General features: G+C 33.8%; 17 protein-coding genes, 1 other RNA gene and 1 pseudogene. 6 read left to right on the top strand and 13 right to left on the bottom strand.

The genetic code is table 11. The features are described 5' to 3' along the window. From FC57_RS11480 to FC57_RS02185, 6 genes are all read right to left on the bottom strand, one after another. A complete protein-coding gene (locus tag FC57_RS11480; protein ID WP_007126223.1) occupies positions 1-267 on the bottom strand; it encodes a hypothetical protein in 267 nt (88 codons plus the stop codon). Between the two features lie 185 nt (positions 268-452). Next, a complete protein-coding gene (locus FC57_RS02200) occupies positions 453-1685 on the bottom strand; it encodes a metallophosphoesterase (protein WP_007126224.1) in 1233 nt (410 codons plus the stop codon). Further along, the gene (locus FC57_RS02195; RefSeq protein ID WP_007126225.1) at positions 1682-2812 is read right to left on the bottom strand and encodes a THUMP domain-containing class I SAM-dependent RNA methyltransferase; all 1131 of its coding nucleotides are present in this window, start codon (positions 2810-2812) and stop codon (positions 1682-1684) included. Before FC57_RS02195 ends, FC57_RS02200 begins: the two co-directional genes overlap by 4 nt. A gap of 68 nt (positions 2813-2880) precedes the next feature. Next, positions 2881-3245: RNase P RNA component class B (gene rnpB, locus FC57_RS10580), an RNA gene on the bottom strand. 26 nt (positions 3246-3271) lie between these two features. Continuing rightward, positions 3272-3691 (bottom strand): DivIVA domain-containing protein, encoded by a 420-nt coding sequence (locus tag FC57_RS02190; protein WP_007126226.1) that lies wholly within the window; start codon positions 3689-3691, stop codon positions 3272-3274. Positions 3692-3781: 90 nt separating this feature from the next. After that, complete coding sequence (locus FC57_RS02185; RefSeq protein ID WP_007126227.1) at positions 3782-4351, bottom strand: SLOG family protein; 570 nt, start codon at positions 4349-4351, stop codon at positions 3782-3784. Positions 4352-4419: 68 nt separating this feature from the next. Here FC57_RS02185 and recU point away from each other — a divergent pair, with 68 nt between their 5' ends. Beyond that, entirely contained in the window at positions 4420-5052 is a 633-nt protein-coding gene (recU, locus tag FC57_RS02180; RefSeq protein WP_040529688.1) for a Holliday junction resolvase RecU, read from the top strand. After that, positions 5052-7364, top strand: a complete 2313-nt coding sequence (locus FC57_RS02175) for a PBP1A family penicillin-binding protein (RefSeq protein ID WP_007126229.1) — start codon at positions 5052-5054, stop codon at positions 7362-7364. Before recU ends, FC57_RS02175 begins: the two co-directional genes overlap by 1 nt. Positions 7365-7571: 207 nt before the next feature. On the opposite strand, the gene nth is transcribed toward FC57_RS02175, so the two are convergent. The 7 genes and pseudogenes from nth to FC57_RS02140 all read right to left on the bottom strand — a co-directional run bounded on the left by nth (position 7572) and on the right by FC57_RS02140 (position 20688). After that, positions 7572-8201: an endonuclease III gene (gene nth, locus FC57_RS02170; protein ID WP_007126230.1), complete on the bottom strand. Its 630-nt coding sequence runs from the start codon at positions 8199-8201 to the stop codon at positions 7572-7574. A 2-nt stretch (positions 8202-8203) separates the two neighbouring features. Next, a complete protein-coding gene (locus FC57_RS02165) occupies positions 8204-8848 on the bottom strand; it encodes a DnaD domain protein (RefSeq protein WP_007126231.1) in 645 nt (214 codons plus the stop codon). Between the two features lie 81 nt (positions 8849-8929). Beyond that, positions 8930-10228 carry an asparagine--tRNA ligase gene (asnS, locus tag FC57_RS02160; RefSeq protein WP_007126232.1) on the bottom strand — a complete coding sequence of 433 codons (1299 nt, stop codon included), beginning with the start codon at positions 10226-10228 and terminating at the stop codon, positions 8930-8932. A gap of 54 nt (positions 10229-10282) precedes the next feature. Next, a complete protein-coding gene (locus FC57_RS02155; RefSeq protein WP_007126233.1) occupies positions 10283-10780 on the bottom strand; it encodes a hypothetical protein in 498 nt (165 codons plus the stop codon). A 2-nt stretch (positions 10781-10782) separates the two neighbouring features. After that, a pseudogene (locus FC57_RS02150) lies at positions 10783-13565 on the bottom strand (helicase C-terminal domain-containing protein). A gap of 14 nt (positions 13566-13579) precedes the next feature. Next, positions 13580-17203, bottom strand: a complete 3624-nt coding sequence (addA, locus tag FC57_RS02145) for a helicase-exonuclease AddAB subunit AddA (RefSeq protein WP_007126236.1) — start codon at positions 17201-17203, stop codon at positions 13580-13582. Positions 17204-17205: 2 nt separating this feature from the next. Then, positions 17206-20688: a PD-(D/E)XK nuclease family protein gene (locus FC57_RS02140; RefSeq protein ID WP_007126237.1), complete on the bottom strand. Its 3483-nt coding sequence runs from the start codon at positions 20686-20688 to the stop codon at positions 17206-17208. Between the two features lie 67 nt (positions 20689-20755). Here FC57_RS02140 and mvk point away from each other — a divergent pair, with 67 nt between their 5' ends. Genes mvk through fni form a run of 4 tightly spaced genes read left to right on the top strand, consistent with a single transcriptional unit; the run spans position 20756 to position 24794 of the window. After that, on the top strand, positions 20756-21664 hold the full coding sequence (gene mvk, locus FC57_RS02135) for a mevalonate kinase (protein ID WP_007126238.1): 909 nt from the start codon (positions 20756-20758) through the stop codon (positions 21662-21664). A 9-nt stretch (positions 21665-21673) separates the two neighbouring features. Beyond that, a complete protein-coding gene (gene mvaD / locus FC57_RS02130) occupies positions 21674-22636 on the top strand; it encodes a diphosphomevalonate decarboxylase (RefSeq protein WP_007126239.1) in 963 nt (320 codons plus the stop codon). Between the two features lie 41 nt (positions 22637-22677). Further along, positions 22678-23760: a phosphomevalonate kinase gene (locus FC57_RS02125; protein WP_007126240.1), complete on the top strand. Its 1083-nt coding sequence runs from the start codon at positions 22678-22680 to the stop codon at positions 23758-23760. Positions 23761-23774: 14 nt separating this feature from the next. Continuing rightward, a complete protein-coding gene (gene fni / locus FC57_RS02120) occupies positions 23775-24794 on the top strand; it encodes a type 2 isopentenyl-diphosphate Delta-isomerase (protein WP_040529693.1) in 1020 nt (339 codons plus the stop codon). Positions 24795-24823 lie beyond the last annotated feature (29 nt).

Raw genomic sequence — 24823 nt, 5'->3', positions numbered from 1 at the left:
TTATTTCTTCTTTCTTGATATGATTAAAATAGAATAGCTTTGAAACTCGCTTCTTATTTTATAAATTTGAAAATTACGCCATTTGGCATAAAGAATGGGCTGACTAACTTTCATTTTAGTACGATAAGGTAGCTTAAAAATAAACTGCTTACCATCTTCTTGAAAATAAGAAAAGCATATTGTATATAGCAACAATAAGCAAAAAATAAGCCCAACCACTATTCCAGAAATACTAATTGACTTGTTCCCTTCATAACCAAGAATCATAGCTATCAAAAGAACAATTAAAAGCCAAGAATAATAAATTATTCCTGTAGCTCCTAAGAATATGAAATGCCGTTTAGATTTTAGAATTTAGATCACGCCCTGTTTATTATTTATTACTCTTATTGTAACAAATCTGAGAAAAATAAGAGAGCAGTTTCCATTAACATTCCTGCTCTCTTATATTTTTAGTATTTAATTTTTACCTGTAAATTACTATGATTTGAAGTATCATAAAGCGTTTCTAAGTATAATCGAAATTCTGGATGGTGTTTCATCAAGATTTGATAAGCCCTTGATGAATGAATTTTATTCAATTCGCTACTTTTAATATGATTTTGTCCTGTAAAGAAGTGATAATTCATCCAGCCAAACAATTTACCCATCTCTCTTACTAAGTCAATATCATCATGATATTTATTTAATTCACTTTGCATCATATCAGCTGAAATACTTCCTAATTGTAAGTCCTTTAGATATTTATGGAAATGCTCTAATGTATAATTCTGTTTTTCTTCCTTAGTTAAGTAGCGAGTCATATCGAAAGTTCTTCTAACATAAGTAATATGACGAGAATGCAATCTGACTACCCCATACCCCTGATCATTTGAACAAAAACTAGAAGTAGCGATCTCAGTTGTTGGAGTCATATCATGCGGTCCCATAATATTTTGAGCATGAATATGACCCGAAAAAGCAAGCTTAACATTATATCTTGCACACAAACGTCTTAGATCAACCGCATCATCGACCACATAACCTTTGTTCACTGCAGGATTATGCGCATAAAGATTATGATGCATAAAAAGAATAGGTCGTAAATCGTGCTCTTGAGCATAACGGAATTGCTTTTCAATCCACTTTAATTGTTCTTTACCAATCATGCCTCTAGTATGAGGTGCTTCTGTTGTTTCTTCTTTACCATAAATATTAGAATCAGCCAAAATTAAAAAATATTGGGGATTTAACTGAACACTATAAGCTAATGAACTTTCATCTTCATCGGTAGCTTGTCTATAAGACTTATCAAAAATTGAGCGCCAAAATAAAGGACTGATTTCACCAGCATAAAATTGTTTTTTACCGCGAAACTCTCTTGCCCAACCATCAAAAATATCATGATTGCCGGGCAAAACTAATACTTTAGTATCTTTTAGCGGTTTGAAAATTTCTGCAAACTTTTCTGCAGAAACTCGTTCACCGTTGAAAGTAACATCTCCAGTAACAATAATAGCAGCTGGCTTTTTTCTTTGAGCCATACGCATAAATGCAGTCAACGCAGTTTCTTGATAATACAAATCCTTTCCTTGACTTGTTTTTTGCATACGAGAAAAAGCTTGTCCCTCATCATGTAAACTATCAGCAATCAAATGAGTATCGGAAATGACCCAGATTTCCGTATTAAGATTTTTTGTAATCATTTTTTCCTTCTATTTGCCCAATACTGATAGAAATCAACTCTCAAATTACCGTTAAATAATTTACGTTTCTTAGTAGCTTTAGCGCCAAAACACTTTTCAAAATTTGGATCAGCAGTCAAGTAATACTGACTGAAAGAACTTAACGGGCGCAGAACTTTTCCCATCTCTCTATATAGTTCTTCCGCAGATTCACGATCTTTCAATCGTTTACCATATGGAGGGTTAGCAATGATAATTCCATTTTCTAAATCTGTAGCAAAATCTTTAACGGCTACTTGCTTAAAACGAATATCTTGTAAGACACCTGCATTATGAGCATTTAATTTAGCAATTTCGAGAACAGATTGATCAATATCACTAGCCCAAATAGGAGCTTCTAGTTCTTTAACTTCTGCCTTGGCTTTTTCTAAAGCTTCTTTATGCAAATTAGCATCAAACCAGTCAAAGCCATCAAAAGCAAATTTCCGCCAAGTTCCTGGTGCTATGTTCTTAGCTATCAATGCCGCTTCAATAGCCAGAGTACCAGAACCAGTCATTGGATCAATTAATGGATGTGTACCATTATAAGGGGTCAATTTTAATAACCCTGCCGCGAAGTTTTCCTTTAAAGGTGCACCACCATGTTCAACACGATAGCCACGTTTAAAAAGACTTGCGCCAGTCGTATCCAGAGATAATCGTGCTATATTCTTATAAATATGAATATCTAAAGGATACTCACTACCCGTTTCTGGTAAAAAGACACGACGATGATACTGTTCGATCATTTTATTGACAATTGCTTTTTTTACAATTGACTGTACATCCGGTTCAGAATGAAGCTTAGACTTAATTGCCCTACCTTGTACAGGAAACTTGGCATCAACTGGTAAAAGCTCTGCCCAATTATAATTGTGAACCTGATCAAATAAAGTATCAAAATCAGTTGCTTTAAATTCTTTAAGTAAGATTTTTATTCTATCTGCCGTTCGTAACCATAAATTGGTTCTTACAATATCTTCTTGTGTTCCCTTAAAAAAGACACGACCATTTTCCACTTTTGTTTGATAGCCCATGCCTTGTAATTCTTTATTAACGACGCTTTCAAATCCAGCGCCCATAGTTGCATAAAGTTGATATTCTTTCATTATTACACTTTCATTTATTCAAAATAAAAAAAGAGTTGGACAAAAAGCCCAACTCTGCCTGTGTGAATTTCTATAAGCCACGTTTTGTTCCAGTGATTCTGGCAAAATCACTTTTAGTAGTCATCTATCTTTATTGCTAAAGCAATAACTCGGTCTTTAGTTCATTTTCTTAGACCGAAGCTCCCCCACCAAATTTGGGTTTCACGCTCGCAGGGTTTACCTCGTTCCACCAAGATCATTTCTGATCTTGCTTCGTCACTGTGGCACTTTTCAGGATAGTAATGCATGTCCGAAGATTTAGCACTTTTTCCGCCGTAGAAGCAAAACTCCTCTCCAGCTTATTGAGCTGAATACGATCACTACAAGCATCGCAGCTTGTGCGTGCGTGGACTTTCCTCAACTAGCATAAAGCTAGCCGCGCCTACTCAAAATTCACACTATTAACCATTATAGCAAAAATTAATGCTTTAAGCCATAAACATGTTGTTCAAGATTGTAAACTTTTCTTTCCAAAGTTGAAATTCTTTGAATAATGGCCATATTAGTTGAAATTTCACCTTGATTGTCATCATCTTCCGCAAAATTAGTGGCCATTGAAGATCTTCTATGAGTTGGAGTATAAGTCTTAACTTTTTCCTCTTCCTCTTTTTCTGCTTCAACAGTTTTCTTCTCTTTTTGCTTTTCATCCATTAATTGGCGTTGTAGTGTACCTATTTGTCCATATAAATCTTCAATGAGCTGTTGAAATGTCTCATAATCAGAAATCACTTGATCCAAATAAGCATCAACTTCATCAGGATCATAACCTTTAACTTTACTTCTAAACTGTTTTTTTAATATGTCTTGTGCTGATAATTTTATATCATTTAAATTTGCCATCTTACTGACAACTCCTTTACATTCCCCTTTATTTTAGCAAAAAGAAGAGCTACTTAAAACCAAGAAATTCACTTTAATAAAAGTTTTAGATTATTCAGAGAACTTTGAATTTTGATGATTCTCCTGATATTCTTCAGCAGCGTCTTGTAAATCATAAAAATCGATTAAATCTAAAGGATATTCTTTAGACTCTTGATATTTTTGGATTAAATTATAATCATATTTAGGTTTACCAGGATGCTCTGGATCATAGATCATCATTGCTCGATCAGTATGCTGAATCATAAAATTTTGGTAATTACGCAATTGTACCGGACTTTGATATGGAGTATTAGAAGTGGAAGCAAAAAAGTCTACCTTTTCTTTTAAATTAATAAATTTGGCTTGATTGTTTTCATTCCAACGATTGGCAAATTCTTCATATGGAATCATTATAGAAGTTCTAACAGGATACTTTTCTCCTAATTCTAACCCTACTTCGGCAGCCCATTGCTCTACGCCAAGATTTGCCCCTGTAATAATCCAATCTAATTGTCCTTCTTCAATGAGACTGACAAAATAATTTTTCAAAGCATATTTAATTACAGTGATTTTGGGATCACGATCACCAAAAACATTTAGTTCATAGCTACGATATCCTGTTACCCATAAACGCTGCACTGATCTTAGAGCCTCCTATATTCAAAAATCTAATCTTTATTGCTATAATGCTAACAGGAGTGAGGATAATGGTCAAATATCCTAGCGGCAGTTTAGCTGCATTTAGAAAACCAGTAACTAAAAAAGAAGAACACGGTATCCGTCGTTCATACAAACATAAGAAAGGTGTTAACTTTTCTGATCGTGGTATGACATTGGAACAGCAAATAAACGAATCTAATAAATACTATTTAATGGAAGAAATAGCTGTTGTTCATAAAAAGCCTACCCCTGTTCAAATAGTCAAGGTTGATTATCCTAAACGATCCAAAGCAGTAATTCGAGAAGCTTACTTCAGACAGGCTTCTACTACTGACTATAATGGAGTATATAAAGGATATTATCTTGATTTTGAGGCAAAGGAAACAAGAAACAAAACTAATTTTCCTTTAAAAAATTTTCATGAACATCAGATTTTTCATCTTGATGAATGCCTAAAACAACAAGGAATTTGCTTTACAATTATTAGATTTGCTAGTTTGGAACGGTATTTTGTTACCCCTGCTAGCTTTGTGATCCGTGCTTGGAGGAAAAAGGACAAAAGTTCAATGACCTTAAAAGAAATTGAAAATAATTCTTACGAGATCAAAAGTGGCTTCCGTCCTACCCTACCTTATCTTGAGGCAGTTGATAACTTTATTGCAGATAGGAAAAGAGAATAATGGCAGATAATAATATGAAACGTGAATCACGTAGAGACTATCATGGACGAAGGTCGACTAATAGTCACGTGTGGGTCAAGGTTATTAAATGGATTTTTTTAGTAATACTACTTTTAGTTGTATCTGGAATTGGCCTTTTTGCTTTTTATGCAAAAGATGCACCAAATATTAGTCAAGATCAATTACAAAGTGGTGGTACTTCTAGTTTATATACCAATGATGGTAAGTTTTTGCTCTCCCTTGGATCAGAAAAACGTATTTATGTTAAAAACAAAAATATACCACAACAACTTAAAGATGCAGTTGTATCTGTTGAAGATAAACGTTTTTATAAAGACAGATTAGGTGTTGATCCTATTAGAATTGTTGGCTCAATGTTAACCAACGCTAAAAGTAACAGCATTGCTGCAGGTGGTTCAACCATTACTCAGCAGTTAGTAAAACTAACCGTTTTTTCTACTGCTGCATCGCAACGAACACTGCGAAGAAAAGCACAAGAAGCTTGGTTGGCCATGAAAGTTCAACATGAATTTAGCAAAGACCAGATCTTGGAATTCTACATCAATAAGGTATTTATGAATTATGGTAATTACGGTATGGGTACTGCCGCAAATTATTACTATAATAAACCTCTTAAAAAGCTTGATTTGGCTCAGACTGCTTTAATTGCGGGGATGCCTAATGCCCCTGTAGCTTATGATCCATATCTTTATCCTCAAAAAGCGAAATATCGTAGAAATATTGTTTTAAAGACAATGTTAGAAAATGATAAAATCTCAAAATCACAATACAATCAAGCTATTAATGAACCAATTTCTAAGGGACTTAGACCTCGACACGCTAATAATGAATCTAAAATCAGAAAAATTGATGATCCATATATTAAGGAAGTGGTTGCAGAAGTCAAAAACAAAGGATTTGATCCATACAACGATAACCTTAAAATTACAGTAAATATTGATCAAGAAGCTCAAAATAAACTTTATCAACTAGCTAATGATGGTTCTGTTCCTTTTACCAATAATAAGATGCAAATTGGTGCTACCGTAGTAGATCCTAATAATGGTCATGTAGTAGCTATCTTGGGTGGGCGTCATTTGCCATCAGTTCAATTAGGACTTGACCGTGCTGTTCAAACTGGACGGTCAACCGGTTCGTCAATTAAACCAGTCTTAGATTATGGTCCAGCCATTCAATATTTAAATTGGTCAACTGCCAAAATGCTTGATGATAGCAAATATGTTTATCCTGGTACCAATATTCAACTTTATGACTGGGATAACAAATATGATGGCATGATGACCATGCGTAAGGCACTTGAACAATCACGTAACGTACCTGCTGTTAAAACGTTAGCTGAAGTTGGCGTAAAACGTGCATCAGCTTTCGCTCGTAGAATGGGAGTAAATGTTCCTGCAAGCTCAGGTTTATCAGTAGCTATTGGTGCCAATGCTTCAAGTTTACAAATGTCTGGCGCATATGGTGCATTTGCTACTATGGGTATTTATCATAAACCCCAATTTGTTTCCAAGATTGAAACACCTGATGGATTAACCAGAAACTATGATTCAAATGGTGTTCGAGTTATGAAAAAATCTACTGCATATATGATTACAGATATGCTAAAAGGTGTTATAAAGCGTGGTTCAGGTACTAATGCTAAAATAGCTGATCTTTATCAAGCGGGTAAAACTGGTACTGTGAAGTATTCAGAAGAAGATCTAGATAAATACCCTAGCTATAATTCCACACCAAAAGATTCATGGTTTGTTGGTTATACTAGATCATACGTCATGGGTGTATGGACAGGATATGATAATTTGAAAGACGGTACCATTTCTGGTGTTGGTCAACAATCTGCCCAATTAATTTATAAGAGTATGATGACCTACCTCATGCGAAACAAGCCAAATCTAGATTGGCAACAACCTAAATCAGTTATTAGAGCAAGAATTGTCAACAACTCTAATCCACCTGAAGTGGCTTCAAGCGGCGGTACTTGGCAACTATTCGTTCGTGGTCACGCCCCTGCTGGTATCGGAAACAGTGCAGCCAGTTATGATGAAGATGATGAAGAAACTGATACAAATGATGACAATAACAATACAACTAATTCATCTACAACTACTGAGAGTCATGCATCATCTAGACGACAAAATGGCACTACTACTCAATCAAGTAGCACTGCACGGTCATCTTCGTCATCATCTTCTTCACAAAGTAATGCTCAATCTTTTAGTTCCCATGCGCAAAACAGTGAATCTTCTAATGATGAAGAACATCATGATCAAGGAGGTTCCGATAATCATTAAAAAGTAATTTCGAATATGAAATAACTCCTATCAGAAAAGTGATAGGAGTTTTATTTTAATAAGATTTGGAGTGCTGAGGTTGTTTTATTGTTGACTGCTGGAGCGTAGCGTAAGCAGACTTTTTTTTGCTTTTAATTGATTTAGTAACAATCTACTTTAAAAATTCTACCTAATAAAAAAGAAACGATTTTCAATCGCTTCTTTACATTACTTTTGTGAATTTAAATAAGAATATGGATCTCCTTTGGCTCTTGAGGGCATTGTATAACGTCCAAACCAAATCATCGCATGGTGTGTTTTAATCCACTCTTCCTTAGGCAATATTGCTTCTAAACGTTTTTCAACTTCATGAGGTGTTGCCTTTTGATCAACAATATGAAACTTTTTCGAGATCCTAGAAACGTGGGTATCAACCGCAATTGCTGGTACACCGTATCCTTCTGCTAATACAACATTAGCAGTCTTCTCACCGACTCCAGGTAAAGTCATCAATATCTTTTTATCTTTAGGTATTTGACTATTGTATTTATCTACTAAAATTTTAGCTGTAGCTTTTAAATGCTTTGCTTTAGATCTATATAGTCCTATTGTCTTGATCTCATTTTCAATCTGTTCAATCGGAGCATTAGCTAAATCTTTTGGATAGGGAAATTCTTGACTGAATTTAGGCATTACTCGATTAACCATCTTATCAGTTGTTTGAGCACTCATCATAACAGCACACAACAAATGAAATTTACTATCCCACTTTAATTCACTTTTAGCGTTAGGATACAAAGTCAAAATTTTCTGTAAAACATTACGAGCTTCTTTATCACTTAATAACTTTTCTGACATGCTTATCTATTCCTCTTTAAAAATCTTTCAATTTCAGCAGGAGTCTTTAAATTGTGTCGCTGCCAATTAAGTAAAACTCGATCTATATATTTCAAAGAATATGCTTGAGATAATACAGCTTCGCGCAAAGCTAATTCTATTATTTCTGGAGCATAATGGTCAACACTAAGCCACTGAGCAATTTCTTCTCTCTCAATTGGACTTAAATATCGTCCAAATTCTACTTCAACTTTACGCGATAAGTAATTAAGAGGATTATTACTGAGATCGTCAGTTACTGCCACTTTCTTATTCTTTTCGTGATCCTTGATTATAATATTTTGGTCGATATACTTATCTAACGCGTCATATAGCTTATCTAAACTATATCTATTGCCAATCTTATCCTGACTATCTGTAGTCTGCTCAATTGTTAAATAATTTCTATCAATTAAGCGTTGAATCAAATTTCCAACATCGATTACTGATAAATTAGTATTAGCCGCAATTTTTTCATTTGAAGGGAAGGCCTCCCCTCGTTGATTAAAAGCTTCAAGTTGAATAATTAATAATAACTCTGCATCACTGATATTTAGTTGAGGATAATAAGCTATCAAACCATTTTGTAAAGTGGTAAAACCTAACGCACGATAATCATTAAAATGCAAAATAAATTTCCTTTCAAAAATAAAAGTTGAACTACCCAGTAGTCCAACTTTTTACTTAAATATTTAATTTGCTAATCCTAATTAAGGTTGCATTCTATTAATTAATCTTGGGAATGGAATTGCTTCACGAATGTGATCAAGATGACATATCCAAGCAATTGTACGTTCAAATCCCATACCAAAGCCAGAGTGAGGAACACCACCAAATTTACGTAAATCAAGGTACCATTGGTAATCCTCTAAATTAAGACCTGCATCTTCAATTTGTTGTTTCAGAATTTCGTAATTACCTTCACGTTCTGAGCCACCAAAGATTTCACCATAACCTTCTGGTGCAATTACATCAGCACATAAGTATTCCTTAGGATTATCAGGATTCTTCTTCATGTAGAAAGGTTTAATAGAAGTTGGATAGTTCACAATAGAGACAGGACGATCATATTGTTCAGAAATGTAACCTTCATCGGGTGCTCCAAAATCATCGCCCCATTTGAAGTCTCTACCAGCATCTTGAAGCATCTTTACAGCATCATCATATGGAAGACGAGTAAAGTTACCCTCAGTTGTTGGACGAAGCTTTTCAGGATCTCTACCCAAAATCTTAAGTTCGTATTGATTCTTTTCCAAAACTTGCTTAGTCATGTAAGCTAAGTATCTTTCTTGTAAGTCTAAAGATTCATCTTGATGCATCCAAGCCATTTCTGGTTCCATCATCCAGAATTCAGTCATATGACGACGACCCTTTGATTCTTCAGCTCTGAATGTTGGACCAAAAGTAAAGATCTTGCCATAAGCCATTGCACCAGCCTCACCATACAATTGACCTGATTGAGATAAATATGCATCATGATCAAAGTATTCTACGTGGAATAATTGTGTAGTACCTTCTGGAGCAGAATGCATAAAAATTGGAGCATCGAATTTGATGAAGCCTTCTTTTTCAAAGAAGTCAACAGTTGCCTTAAACATAGTATTTCTGATTTGCATAATTGCAAATGGTTTCTTTGATCTTAACCATAAATGACGATGATCAAGCAAGAAGTCAATACCATGTTCCTTATTACCAATTGGGTAACCTTCATTGTTTGAAATTACCTTTAAATCAGTAATTTGAATTTCGTAACCGAAGTGTGAACGTGCATCTTCGTGAACAGTACCAGTGATGTAAAAACTTGCTTCTTGTCTAAGTGACTTTGCAGCTTCAAATACTTCATCTGATACATCATTCTTACGAACTACCCCTTGGAAGAATGCAGTACCATCACGCAATTGCAAAAAGATAATCTTTCCGCTTGATCTTTTATCTGTTAGCCAAACATGCATTTTTACTTCTTCATCAACATGCTTGGAAGAATCTTTAATTGAAATCAATTCTGTCATAAAATTCCTATCCACCTTTTTATCAATTATACAGTTTCCATAATACCAAAGTTTCTATAAATTATCGACTTCTGATATATCATTTCCGTTTTTGAATTCATATAAAGTATAGCCTAGATTGCCATTTTGTTTCTTATAAGCAACTTCCCAGACGGCTTCTCCTTTATACCAACCCAGATTAATATGATTTATTGTAGCATCAGTGTGAGAAGATTTAAAATTATTTTTTATTCTATCCTCACTTACACCTTTCTTGGCTGAATATAAATAAGCTTTTTTAGTATTTGGTAAATAAATAAAGTAATAGCCTTCTCCCTTTCGATTAGTACCTTTAATGGCATAACTACTAGTACCACGATCCAAATGATAATACTTTTGAATATTAGTGATAGGCGTCTTGTTTGATGCGAGTTGTGCTATTTTTTGATCATTGCCTCGACTTTTCGCCCCCGCACAATAAAAAATTACAATGCTAGCTAAAAATGCTATGATAATTAATCCTATTACCCATCCCACAAATTTTATTGTTTGCCTTGTATCGTCTTGTATCATTTTTATTTATTTCTTAACTTCTTTTTTAGTTCTTTTTTTGTAACTTTTTCGATTTCAACCGGAATAGATTGAATAAACGCTTGACCGTAACTCTTAGACCATATTCTAGGATCTAAAATGACAAATTGACCATGATCATGTTCACCCCGAATCAAACGCCCCATACCTTGTCTGAAGCGAATAACAGCTCGCGGTAAACTGTCTTTTTCAAAAACATTAATCCCTTGATCTTCCAATTTCTTTTGTCTTAAACGAACCTCTGGCTGATCAGGAGACTCAAAAGGTATTCTAGCCGCAAAAACAGTGTCTATCCCACAATTATGGAAATCAATTCCTTCCCAAAAACTATCTGCTCCAATAATAATTGCTTTTTTTGCAATTACAAATCTTTTAGCAATTCGGTTATTAGAACCAGACATCCCTTGAGCAAGGATTTCGAAATTTTTTAGTTCTGGTGCATTTAAAATTGCGGTAAAAACATCGCGAATTTTTTCAAGATTAGTCATCAACACCAAAATATGATTTTTCCCTTGTAAATCGTTAACTAAAATCTGTTCAATATTTTCTTCATAGGTATCACTATCTGGTTCTGGCATATCTTTAACAGAAAGCACCTGTAAATGTTTCTTCATATTAAAGGTGCTTTTACCAATATATTTAACCAGATTCATATCCCCTAGTGCTAATTGACTTAACGCAAAGTCAAAATTATGATTGCTTGTTAAAGTAGCACTCACAAATGCAATGTGATCAAAACGACTATATATTTGCTTAAGGACTTCACTAGCATCAAGCATCAACCAGTTCAAATTAGTACTAAGTGGATCTTCTGAATTAGTAATCATCAGGATAAAACCATCTTGCTCCACGTTATTCTGATCCGAAAGCAAATCTGCCAATTGATATCCTTTTTCAGAATAATAGTCTAGACGATCAATTTGTTCTGTAATTTCTCCAACTAATGATTCAACATTAATCAGCATACGCTCTTGTTCATGATAGAGTTCAAACAAAACTTGATTTGTAAGATCTCTAACTTTTTCAAGTTTTTGTTCAAATTTTGGAAGGATTTCCTTAAACTGACTATCAGAATTAAACAATCCTTTTCCTTGAAAACTTAATTCTAAAGTACCATTTGATAAAGTTAATTTATTAATAGCATTAGAATACTGAGCATAAAGTTCTTTTTGTAATTTATTAATTAAATGAATTAAATCTAAAATTTCTGGATCTAATTTCTTTAACAGATAGTTTAATTGAACATTATCATTAAACTGATTTTCAACGCCTTCATCAGAATAATAAAGCAAGTTCCGTAAATGACTAAGAACACCCCAAAGTGCTTCAAAACGAAGTGAATCGTTACGAGAACTAATTACATTATCAGCAAATCGATGAGCTTCATCAATTACCAAATAAGGATTTTGCCCCCAAATAGTATCCATATAGTGATTTGCTAAATAAGCATGATTAGTTACTAAAATATCAGCTTCTTCTTGTCTACGACGAGCAAGATTCCAGAAATCTACTTCAGCAAAGCGACTTCCTACTCTTGCATCTCCAGGATGCTGAATTTGTGCAAACAAAGGTGCGTTATAATTGGTCAAATTTAGCTCATCTAGATCACCTGTTTTAGTCTCTGTTAACCAAACTAAAATCTGCATTTGTAATATTAAAGTTGGTTTATTAGGCGTACCCTGAAAAATAGTCTGCACAAAACCATCAAGATCAAGAGATACCGACTACTTGATTTAACAACTTCAGCCTTAAGATCCAATTTAGTAACTTTTAATAGTTGCGGGATTTCTTGTTTCATTACCTGTTCTTGCAATACTTTGGTAGGTGTTGCTATTACCAATTTTCTTCCTGAATAAAGCTGATAAGCATATGAAAACAAATATGAAAAAGTTTTTCCAGTCCCATTAGGTGCTTCAATCAACATTGCTCTTTTTGTAGGATCATTAATAAATTGATGCAAGTGATTAATTAAATCAACTTGAGCTCGGCGAAAATGTAATTTTCCTTTAAATAGTTTTCTTTTTTCATTGTCATTCTCTGGAAACTTATCATTTTCACCATGACTATCAAAATGTTCATTCTGCTTTTGTAAAACAATATTACGAACTTGGATATATTCGGATCCAAGTGGTCTTTTCTCTTTCCTCAGATTATCAGCGATTGTAGTAATAACCCACGAAGTATCACGAATTAAACCATGTGATAAAGAGCTTAATGTATTCAAGGTTGCCTGTGGTAACTTTTCTAATTGTTTGATAATTTTAATTAGTAAAATAGCTGTACCATAAGCATCGGAATCAGCCTTATGTGGGTTCAAATGCTTTATTTCTAGCTGAGAAGTTAAATCACTTAATTTATATGATGGCAAAGTTGGAAAAGCAATTTTAGCTAATTCAACAGTATCAATTGCTTTATTGGTTAACGCATCATAACCATGTTGAGTTAATTCATAATTTAAAAAAGGTAAGTCAAAATCCACATTATGAGCTACAAAAACAGCATTCTGCAGAATTTTGACAATTTTAGGTGCATAAAATTTGAAATCTTTTTCTTTAGCTACATCCTCATTATGAATTCCTGTCAAATTGACAACGGATTGTGGTATTTCACGATGAGGATTAATCATAAAAGAATACGTTTTGACAACTTTCAGATTTTTAATAATAGCGCAACCAAATTGAATAATATGATGGCCGTTTTCTCGCTGTGTTCCTGTAGTTTCTAAATCAACAACAGCAAAGGTATCTTTCGCAAAAATCTTTGCCATTTCTTTCCTCCTTCCTACTTAAATTCGACTGCTCTCTTGGCATCAAGCAGTATTAAATACTTACCAATTACTTTCTTTTGACTAAATTCATTTAAAGCTCGTTCATATAAACGAAGCTGTCCAGTATACTTTTCTTTAATTAATTCAATAGACTTATCCAAGTGTGATTTATTTACATGATCAGTTTTGTAGTCAAACAAAATAATACCATTATTTGTGACAAAATAACCATCAATTGTCCCATGAACAAGAATTTTAGCATTTGGATCACTAAAATTCTCAAATAGAGTTTTAGCAGACAATAAACTTGAAAAGTCAACTTCTCGCTTAAGATTTTCTGGAAATTTCCAAAAATCTTTTGAAAAATCACTATGAACAAACCATTCAATTTGATCTTTCTTTAAACTAGAAACAATATCTGGATTTAGCTTTTTTTGGTCAATTAATTCTGCAATTTCTTGATCTAGCTGATCAGTACTACCATCACCTGCATAATTATAATATTGCAAAATTAAGTGCGTAGCAGTACCAATTTCAGCACCAGTAAATTTCGTTTGATATAGGAAATTAGGTTTTGTATCAATTGGTTGTAAATAACGATTAGTTGACGTTAATACATGCGAATTTTCTAAATCTGTATCAATTGGATCATTAAAAACCTTCTTAATCTCAGAAACAGCTTGATATGCAGTAGTTTCACTAGCATCTTTAAATGGATAGTTAAACTGATACATATTCCTAGTCGTCTTAGTCAGCAAAGACCTCAAATTATCATCAATCTCATCTTCCGACTGATTTTCATTTGAATTATTCATTTTTTGGATTTCTTCATCTGAATAATCTACAAAAAGCAATGACTGACTTTGGTCAACTGAATTAGTAATATCATTCATCTTAATAGCAACATGCCGATCAAAAGCTAAAGCAGGACCCATAAAGCTCAAAGGAGTTGTTGCAGATAATTTATCAGCCAGTGGTAATTGCCCTTTATGATCTAACTCATTTGACCAATCTTTTACTTTTTTATCAAAACTAGGAATATCACCCACTAAAATCAACTTCTGTTTAGCTCTAGTTAATGCAACATAAAGTACACGCGCCTCTTCTTCAAGCAATTGTCTCTTTTTTGTAACATTACCCATTGCTTTTACTAAAGAATCTACGCGATAATGCTTTTCTCTAAGAGTAATGCCAACACTGTCTGGATTAATTACATAATTTCCTTTCAAATCACGTAGTTGATATTGATGATGCATCCCTAGATAGAAAACAATCGGAAATTCCAATCCTTTTGAACCGTGAATTGTCATCAAACGAACAGCGTTACCTGCCTCTTTACTTAATAAAGGTTGCGCTAAATCCTTTTGGCTTTGTCTCATTCTATTAATGAAATTAATAAATTGATAAAGTCCTTTGAACCCTGCGCTTTCATAGGAAGATGCGCGTTCATAAAGTGCTTCTAGGTTAACCCTCCGTTGTTCCCCATTAGGTAAAGCAGTCATTATTTCTATTAAATTAGTTCGTGCATAAATACTCCAAATTAATTCTGAAATTCTATGAGTAGTCGCAAATTCACGCAAATCAGCTAATTGATTTAAAAAATCCTTACACTTTTTACTTAAGGTGTCTCCAACTCCAACGTAAGAAGTGAGTGCACTATAAAAACTGCTATTCTTACTTTTAATTCTAATCATAGCTAGTTCTTTTTCACCAAAATTAAATAATGGTGAGCGTAAAACAGTAACCAATGGAATATCTTGATCTGGATTATCAATGATCTTCAGATAATTCATCATTACAGTTAATTCAAAAGTTTGAAAGTAATTCTCTGCATCAGTAACAAAAAGAGGGACATTTTCCTTAGCAAATTCCTGCATGATGTTCAGATTATCACTATGGCTTCTTGTCAGTATGGCGATATCACTATATTTTAGCTCACGCACTTCTTTTTTATCAGAATCATAAATTTGAACGTGTTCTTTTTTTAATTGCTTAATACGAGCCAATACCATTTGAATTTCAGAGAAATCTACATCACTATTAGATTCTTCCTCGTTGTTTTTTTCTTTTTTATGAACAATAACTTCACTAGCCTTGGGTAGATTCTCTGGATAATATTTCGCACCAAAAATCAGTTGGCCTTCGTGTTGATAATTAATTCCGCCAAAATTAGAACTCAAAATACTATTAAATAAAGTATTAACAGTTTCTGCTACAGGTTGAGTAGAACGGAAATTATCAGAAAGCAAAATTCGTTCCTCATGATCATCCTGATCACTAGCAAAATCGTGATATTTTTTAAGAAACAAACTTGGCTCTGCTTGTCTAAAACCATAAATTGACTGCTTAACATCTCCTACCATAAACAAAGTATTCTTTTCAGGATTCTTGACTTGTTGAATAATCTTTTCTTGGAGCGCATTGATATCTTGATATTCATCAACCAAAATTTCCTTAAATTTGTTTTGATAGAATTCTCGTGCCATCTTTGAACTCGATGTGTCTTGACTTAGGATTTGATATGCTAACTGTTCCATATCACTATAGTCCAGCCAGTTCTCGTCACGCTTTAATTTATTAAATCGCTGAATTAATGCAATTTCTGCTTGGGAAATAGCGCTGACTATTTTTTCCCCATCTTGCATGATTTCAAGTTGTTCTTTTTCATTAGTTGCAAAAAATGATGTAAACGTATCAAATATTTGGTCCTTAGCCTCATCTTTAATCTTTTGCATCTCATTATAAAAATCTAGGATATCCTCATCCCAATTTTTTGATTTTCGATACCTACCATTAAAGGTACAAGCACGTAATAATTTCCTTTGATGATCGTAGTCTTCATCATTTTCTAAGGCAGTTATAAAATTGTCTAAATTTTGTTCAAAAAGAGTAAAGTCATCCCGACATTTTTTCAATTCTTTTGTTTCAAAAATTGTTGCCTCTAAATGATTATTAATCTTACCCTGCAAATCACCAAAGCTATCTAGTAAATAAGGCTTGATTTTTCGTTGCCACAACTTCGAAGCAACAACTTTATCATCGGTCTCATAGATAACTGGTAATTTTTGTAACCACTTTTGATAATCCGGCTTAGCCATTGCAAAATTATATAAATCTAACAATAAATCTCGTGAACTATCGGCATCCCTATCACCAGCAAAGTTATCATAAAATTTTCTAAAGCTAGAATCCTTAGCAGTTAAGCGCTCTCCTTCAATTTCTCTCAAAGCACGTTCTTTCAACAAAGCTGCCTGAGTTTCATCAGTTAAAATTTGAAAACTAGGATCTAAGTCAACTGAATAGTAAAAACGATGAATAACTTCAAGACAAAAAGCGTCAATAGTTGAAATATTAGCAGTATCGATTTGATTAAGTTGCTCACGCAAATATCTACGATTTGCACCTGGTTTTGCTAATTCTTTAGTCAAAGCATTTTTAATCCTGGTTTTCATTTCTTCGGCAGCAGCTTTGGTGAAAGTAACAACTAATAGTTCGTTAACTTGAGTACCAGCTAAAATTTCTCTTAATACTCGTTCAACTAACACAGTTGTCTTACCACTCCCAGCTGATGCAGAAACTAATATATCATGTCCTCGATCATTAATAGCTTTTTCTTGTTCTTTCGTAAAATGTGGCAAAATTAATCCTCCTTTCCTAGTTTTTCCTTGATTTTAGTTAATAACTCTTTTTTCTTCATATTTGAAATTTCATGATATTGGTTTTGTCTAAGCATTGCATCAAAGAAGAAAATATCTTTAAAGTCAGAATAAGTCAGAGCACTTCTGGTTTTACCATACTTATATGGATTTAATTTAATCTTACCTGAAAGAATCTGGCTTGATGCTTCCTTAATCAAATACTCATCATATTCAAGCAACAACTCGATTTCTTCCTCGCTAAAGCTTCGATTAGTTGGTAAGCTGAATCCACCTTTTGCTTTTGTTTTGACGCCAGTGTAAAGCTGAGAAGGCTGACTGCTACTATTTTCTAAAAGAGGTTCAGCTTCAGTTAAAATTTGGGGATCATTACTAATTAAACCGTTATACATTAATTTAGGCTTACTATCAGTAGCAGATTCACGAATATTTAACTTGCTATCAATCAGCTTATTGCTATTTAATCGCTCTAATTGTCTAGTAACAGTTTGATAGAAGGCTCCCAGTAATGATAATTGTTCATCACCAGCAAAGAATTGACCATTTTTAATTAGGACATCCAAATAAGATACCATTTGCAGTGCAATACCGTTATAAAACATCCCTAAATCGAATTTTTTAGCAGAAGATTTATAGTCAATAACTTGAGCCAAAACCTGACTATTGTCTGTAAAGTTAGCTAGATCTACACGATCCATCTTTCCCCGTAAGTCCACTTTATGAACTCCAGACAGATCAGGTACTTCAAAACTCAAACCCTTGATTTTTTCTCCAATACCAAAACTTAATTCTGAATATTTAGCTCTAAGTGGTGTCTTAGTTAATGATTTACGCCAATTATGAGCCACTTTTGAGGTAGTATGATCAAGGCATTTAAACAAATACTGATTAAATGGATCATTCATTAATTGTGCATATTTACCTTCATCTTTCATCACATCCCGAACAGAATTAAGCATTTGTTCTAATTCAACGCTATTCAGATCGGCAAGATCAAGATGACGCTTATTTAACTGTTTAACTAAGCGATCAAACGTCTCATGGAAATAATTACCCGCTTGAATAACATCAAATTCATTTTCAAATCGCTTACGTAATTTCAAACCATAAGTTAAAAAATATTCATATGAATTTTCATAGAAAGTTTCTAATTGAGAAACTGATGAATTCAAATTCTGTCCGTATAATTGAGAAGCTAAATCCTGTCCAATATCTTCTGGTTGATTATCAAACTGGCTAGCCTTTAAAATATCATCAGTCTTTTGTGGTAATGCTTTTTGCGTGATCTCCAATAATTCGTCAATTGTTTTTGATGAGTTGATTGAATTCATGTATGCCAAATAACCAAGACTTGAATCAGGATTAGTGATGAAGCTCAACAAATCTTGCATTTTTTCAGGTAAATCATGTTGCCAAAACTCATGAGCACCATAACTTTCAAGTCGCTTATAATAAATCGAAGGATCTAAACTTTCATTAGATGCATTCAAAACGGGATAAGAAACATAAACTTTCTTTTGCGCAAGAGATAAAGAAAGGCCGAACTGATAATTCTGATCCAAATTATTTAATTGTTGATTATCTTCCAAATATGAATCTGAATCAAAGCTAGTTTGTAACTGATTCAAATTTTCTGTAGTCAAAAAACCTGGCATCTTTTGAATAGCTGGCAAATTACCACTCGTAGCCCCAATGATAAATACTTGCTCATAGCCACTAGTTTGAACCATTCCCATTTCAGATAGGTTCACTGCATCTAAAGTTGATGGAATTTGAGAGAAATTGGCTTCCTTAAATGCATTAATCAACATATTAAAGAATTCTTCTAGATCAAATTTTTCAGGATTAATTGTCAAATAATCTTTTAAAAGTTGAATTAACAAATCCCATAACTGCTCTGGTTGCTGTGCTTGTTGAAGATCCCCTGCTTCATTAGCAGCATCCCTCCATTGTTCAAGCTTGGCTGCCACTCCATTTTGAGTTAAAAAATCAAAGAAAATCGTTAAAGCTTTCTGACTATCTTCTTCCCCACCAAGACTTTCAAATAATGTTGTTACTTTATCAACTAGATAACCTCGTAAACGATCAATTTTGGCGACTTCTTCATCCATTTTGTCCAAACGAATGACTTCCGCATCAACAAAATGAGAAAAAGACTTTCTCCATAAGCCATGATTAATTCCATGAGCTAAAACAAAATTTTCCAATTCATCAACATCATGAATATATTCTGCTTCTTCTTTATACCACGATGGTATAAGCAAATGAGTCTTTAAGATAGCCAACATATTTGAAGTTTGAAATGGGTTATCTTTTAAATCACGTAAATTAAACAGACTTTCAATTAAGACAACCAGAGGATGATATTTCATCTCTTGCTGTAAGTCATTGAAAAACGGAATATGATGCTGCCTTAAGATAGGTATGAGGTAAGTTTCATATTCCTTTAAATCTGGAGCTAAAACTAAGAAATCATGATACCTAAATTTCCCCAGTGCGACTTGCTGATAAATTGTCCGTGCAACAAAATAAGCCTCCGCATAACGTGAATCAGCTTTTACTAGTTGTACTTGATCTAATTCATCAACTTTAGGAATAGTTTCTGTCCATAAACCATTTAACAGCTCTCTTGCCGTAGGCTTAGGTGAAATTGGCAAACTATCGACCACATAATCCATATCTCTTTCATGCAAAAAAGACGTAAAATGTTTAATCGTCTGTTGGATAACATAGTCATAATCACCCTCTTCAGCTTGAGGATTAATATCTCCAATTCTAGTCTTAAAAGCTAAAACAACATTCTTCGCCTTACGCATCAATAATTTGATAGTTAGGGTTTCCTGCAATGTAAAATGAGAAAAATCACAGAAGTAAAAACTGGTAGTATTCAAATTTTTGCTTTTACCTAAAATATCATTTAACTGAACCTGGACCTCATTTTTAGTTGAAAACTTGCCGGCTATTTCTTTGATAAAAGCATCATAAATAATTCTGAGATCATGAACTTTACTTTTAGTTTCTTCATCCAGATTATCTTCTTCGATATTATCTAAATCCAAATTGCCATCATAAACTTGTAAAATAGTTCTGTATAACTGATTAATTAAACCGGTATTGGTTTTTTCAAAAATTAAAAGTTTATCCTTCTCCTGCTCCACAATATGAGTTAAAAGCATTGCACTAGCTGCATCATCTAGTTGCATAGGTAAACCTTGCTCCGCATCTTTTAAAAAGAACCAAGCAAGACGTGAGAATGATAAAACATGTAAATTTTTAACAGCTGTCTCACTTTGATGTTTACTAGTCGCAAGTTTGTTAATTGCTCTAACTTCTGTGGTAAACTTAATATGATTAGGGACAATGATAAAAGTTTCGTTTTCTGGATGTTGCTTATAATTTTCAACTGCTTCTTCCAGAATTTTTTCTTGTACTGGATCGGTTTGCCGTCCTGTTAAAATTTTGATCATTTGTTCGTACTCCTTGCTTAATATTTTAGCATACTTTTAAAATTTGAAATTTAAGGATGATTAAAGAATGAAAAGTAGTTATTTAGCCCATGGGAAGGTTATTATTATCGGAGAACATTCAGTTGTCTATGGCTACGATGCTTTAGCCATGCCTATTAAAGTTTTGCATATCAAAACTACAGTTGAAGATGCTGACGAAATGTGGATGGATACTGCCCGTTATCACGGACCTTTTTTTGATGCACCAGATGAATATAACGGCCTCAAATACGTTGTCAAAACAATGCGTGAAAAAGCTAAGTCTCAGCAACCATTAAAGATAACCTATACTGGTGAAATACCAATGGAACGTGGATTTGGCTCAAGTGCTACCGTAGCATTAGGAACAACCAAAGCAATGAATCAATTTTTTGACCTTAATTTGACTGAAGATGAAATTATGGCTGTGACTAATCATGCAGAAATGATAAACCATGGTAAAGCTTCAGGCCTTGATGCTGCAACAGTAAATTCTGATTACTTAGTATTTTTCAATAAAAAAATGGGACCTAAAAAGTTACATGCAAAATTAGGAGCCACCCTTCTAATTATGGATACCGGGCAATTAGGCAATACTAAAGAGGCGGTTACTAAAGTTCATAATCTTTTAGACAAATCTGTCGATGCAAAAAATAATATGCAACGCTTGGGTGAATTAGCAGATATTACTAAAAAAGCCTGGATGACACACGCTGTTCAAACCGTAGGCAAGGTCTTTAATGAAGCACAAGAGATTTTACATTCCTTCGGTATTTCTACTGAAAAGATCGATCAACTCCAACAAATTGCACTGGCAAATCAAGCCTTAGGTTTTAAATTATCAGGTGGTGGTTTAGGCGGAATTACTATTACTTTATGTAAGAATTCCCAGATCGCCAAAAATATTGCTGGCAAATGTCAAAATATCATCAGTAATTATTGGATAGAAGAAATTTAGGAGTTGAAAATGAATAAAACGGTACGTGCCCATACTAATATTGCTCTAATTAAATATTGGGGTAAAAAAGATCCCAAGCTAAGACTACCTTTAATGTCTAGTCTTTCAATGACACTCGATGCTTTCTACACTGATACTTCTATAGAAAAAACTAATGGTGAAAATCAATTTTATCTAAATAATAAAAAACAAGATGAAACTAATAGCAAAAGAGTTTTTTCATATCTTGATCTTCTAAAAAGAAAATTTGATTGTCACGACAATTTGATTATCAAATCGACTAATCACGTTCCTACTTCAGCTGGTTTAGCTTCTTCGAGTTCTGCTTTTGCAGCTTTGGCAGCTGCTTTTTGTAAATATTACAATATCTCAGTAGACAAAACAGAACTTTCTCGTTTAGCAAGAATGGGATCTGGATCAGCCTGCCGTTCTATTTTTGGTGGTTTTGCAATTTGGCAAAAAGGTGAATCTGACGAGAGTTCTTATGCATATGCATTAGTTGAAGAGCCTAAGATGGATCTACACCTATTAGCAATCGAGCTAAATACTAAACAAAAAAAGATCTCCTCTACACGAGGAATGAAGGATGCCCAATCATCTCCTTTTTTTGAACCATGGATCAAACGTAATGATTTAGAAATGAAGCAAATGATTGCTGCTATTAAAAAAAATGACTTCACTGCCTTAGGCAAACTAGCAGAACTTAACGCAAATGAAATGCATGCCATTAACTTGACAGCCCAACCAGAATTCACCTATTTCGAGCCCAACACTCTGCGAGCTATTAAGTTGATTGAACAGCTTCGTAATGAAGGAATTGAGTGTTATTACACTATTGATGCTGGTCCAAATATCAAAGTACTTTGTCAATTAAGAAATAGCAAAGAAATTAAAGAACGCTTTGAGAGAATATTTAATAGTGTTAATATAGTGGATGCAAGTTTTGGTCCTGGCATTACTTATCTGGACTAAGTTGTAATAGAAAGTTAATTAGATTCGAGGATTTAGTTCTTTTGATAACAGAAAAAGCACCCGGAAAATTATATATTGCTGGAGAATATGCGGTTTTAGAGCAAGATTGTCCTGCTGTTTTAGTTGCAGTCAACCAGTTTGTACGTGTGTCAATTACTAAGAGCAAGACTTCTACGGGCTTGATTCACTCAAAACAATATTCACAAGATTCAATTCATTGGGTCCGTCAAGGTTCCAAGATGGTAATTGATAATCGTGACAACCCATTTGAATATATTTTATCCGCAATTTCATTTACAGAACAATATTGTCTTGAACAAAATATCAAGATGAAAGTATATGATTTGCATGTAAATTCCGATCTTGATTCGGCAGATGGTAAAAAATATGGTTTAGGCTCAAGTGCGGCTGTGACTGTTGCTACTGTTAAAGCAATCTTACACTTTTATGGTGTAAAAATGAGTAATGAGTTAGTTTACAAGCTTTCAGCTATTTCTCACTATTCAGTGCAAGGAAACGGCTCCGCAGGTGATATAGCAGCCAGTGTTTATGGCGGTTGGCTAGCATATCAAACTTTTGAAAAAGATTGGCTTAAACACGAATTAAGTACTAAAACTTTATCAGAAGTTGTTAACGAAGCTTGGCCTGGCCTTAAAATTGAATTATTAACCCCGCCTAAAGATATGAAATTAATGATTGGCTGGAGCCAAAAACCGGCTTCTACCTCTCGCCTAGTTGACGAAACCAATGCTAATAAAGCTGCTTTAAATATGGAATATAAAAACTTTTTAGCCGCTTCTAGAGCCTGCGTATTAAAGATGATTGATGGTTTCGAAGCTAATGATATTTCTATTATTAAAAAGCAGATTCGAGCAAATCGTAAATTATTACAACACTTTGCTCAAATTAATCAAATAGCTATTGAAATTCCACGTTTAACACGCTTAATTAATATTGCTGAAAACTTTGGTGGAGCTGCTAAAACTTCAGGTGCAGGAAATGGTGACTGTGGAATTGTAATTACTGATTCTAATACTGATGTAGCAGCACTTGAAAACGAATGGCGTCATAATGGTATCTTGCCATTGAATTTTAAAGTTCACCAAATTACCCTTGCACATTAGTGGAGAAAGGCTATATGTCAATTAGATCCGAAAGAAAGGAAGAACATCTGAAACTAGCTCAGATGTTTTTTAATAAACAAAAATATAACAGTTTTGATCAACTTCATTTATTGCGCCCTGCCCTACCAGAGACAAATGTTGATCCAACAATTTTGACAACAGAAATGTTCAATAAAAGCGTTTCTGCGCCTTTTTTTATCAATGCTATGACTGGTGGTTCACCCAAATCCAAAATAGTTAATCAGGCCTTAGGCAAAGTTGCCGCAAAAGAAAAAATCGCCTTAGCTTTAGGTTCAGCTAGCATCTTAGCTAAAGAAGATGATCAGCTTGACAGCTTTTACGTAGCTAGAAGCAAAAATCCGGACGGTATTTTGATCGTTAATGTCAATCCAGAAACACCTGTAAAAGCTATTCATAAGATCATTCAAGAGCTTAATGCGGATGCCTTGCAAATACACCTGAATACGGTTCAAGAAATTGCAATGCCTGAAGGCGATCGTGACTTTCATTGGTTAGATAATATTAAAGAGATCTGTAATCAAGTAAATATTCCAATTATCATTAAAGAAGTTGGTTTTGGTCTTGATCAAAATACGATTCACATTTTAAAAAATGAAGGCATTCAGTATTTTGACATTGCTGGAAGTGGCGGTACTAATTTTGCCCAGATCGAAAATGCTCGTAACAAAAATGATGTCTCTTATCTTGAAGATATTGGCCTGCCCACAGTTATTTCGGCCCTGATGGCGAAAAAAGAACAGGTAAACTTTATTGTATCTGGCGGTGTCCGTAATCCTTTAGATATTTTAAAAGGTCTGACTTTGAGCGGACAATATATTGGTATATCAAATGTATTTTTACAAGAATTCAATCAAAACGGTATTGATGGACTTGAAAACTTAATTGCCAGTTGGAAAAAACAACTTGCAGCTCTAATTGCTATTTATGGCAAAAAAGATTTAGCATCCCTCCCTTCAATCCCAAAATACTATGATTTACCACTTAAAACTCAAATCAATCAATTAATACGATAAATAAAAAGCACACTTTCAAAGTGTGTTTT

This window comes from Lactobacillus ultunensis DSM 16047, assembly GCF_001436305.1.
Lineage (GTDB): Bacteria > Bacillota > Bacilli > Lactobacillales > Lactobacillaceae > Lactobacillus > Lactobacillus ultunensis.
The sequence above is the reverse complement of the archived record's forward strand: the minus strand, read 5'-3'. Positions and strand labels throughout refer to the sequence as shown.

What these genes read in the sequence shown, in the direction of transcription:
- asnS (WP_007126232.1), bottom strand. Translation starts at nt 10,228, where the DNA reads ATGACAGAATTGATTTCAATTAAAGATTCTTCCAAGCATGTTGATGAA.
- FC57_RS02140 (WP_007126237.1), bottom strand. Translation starts at nt 20,688, where the DNA reads ATGATCAAAATTTTAACAGGACGGCAAACCGATCCAGTACAAGAAAAA.
- FC57_RS02195 (WP_007126225.1), bottom strand. Translation starts at nt 2,812, where the DNA reads ATGAAAGAATATCAACTTTATGCAACTATGGGCGCTGGATTTGAAAGC.
- FC57_RS11480 (WP_007126223.1), bottom strand. Translation starts at nt 267, where the DNA reads ATGATTCTTGGTTATGAAGGGAACAAGTCAATTAGTATTTCTGGAATA.
- FC57_RS02155 (WP_007126233.1), bottom strand. Translation starts at nt 10,780, where the DNA reads ATGATACAAGACGATACAAGGCAAACAATAAAATTTGTGGGATGGGTA.
- mvaD (WP_007126239.1), top strand. Translation starts at nt 21,674, where the DNA reads ATGAATAAAACGGTACGTGCCCATACTAATATTGCTCTAATTAAATAT.
- FC57_RS02175 (WP_007126229.1), top strand. Translation starts at nt 5,052, where the DNA reads ATGGCAGATAATAATATGAAACGTGAATCACGTAGAGACTATCATGGA.
- nth (WP_007126230.1), bottom strand. Translation starts at nt 8,201, where the DNA reads ATGTCAGAAAAGTTATTAAGTGATAAAGAAGCTCGTAATGTTTTACAG.
- mvk (WP_007126238.1), top strand. Translation starts at nt 20,756, where the DNA reads ATGAAAAGTAGTTATTTAGCCCATGGGAAGGTTATTATTATCGGAGAA.
- recU (WP_040529688.1), top strand. Translation starts at nt 4,420, where the DNA reads ATGGTCAAATATCCTAGCGGCAGTTTAGCTGCATTTAGAAAACCAGTA.
- FC57_RS02200 (WP_007126224.1), bottom strand. Translation starts at nt 1,685, where the DNA reads ATGATTACAAAAAATCTTAATACGGAAATCTGGGTCATTTCCGATACT.
- FC57_RS02190 (WP_007126226.1), bottom strand. Translation starts at nt 3,691, where the DNA reads ATGGCAAATTTAAATGATATAAAATTATCAGCACAAGACATATTAAAA.
- fni (WP_040529693.1), top strand. Translation starts at nt 23,775, where the DNA reads ATGTCAATTAGATCCGAAAGAAAGGAAGAACATCTGAAACTAGCTCAG.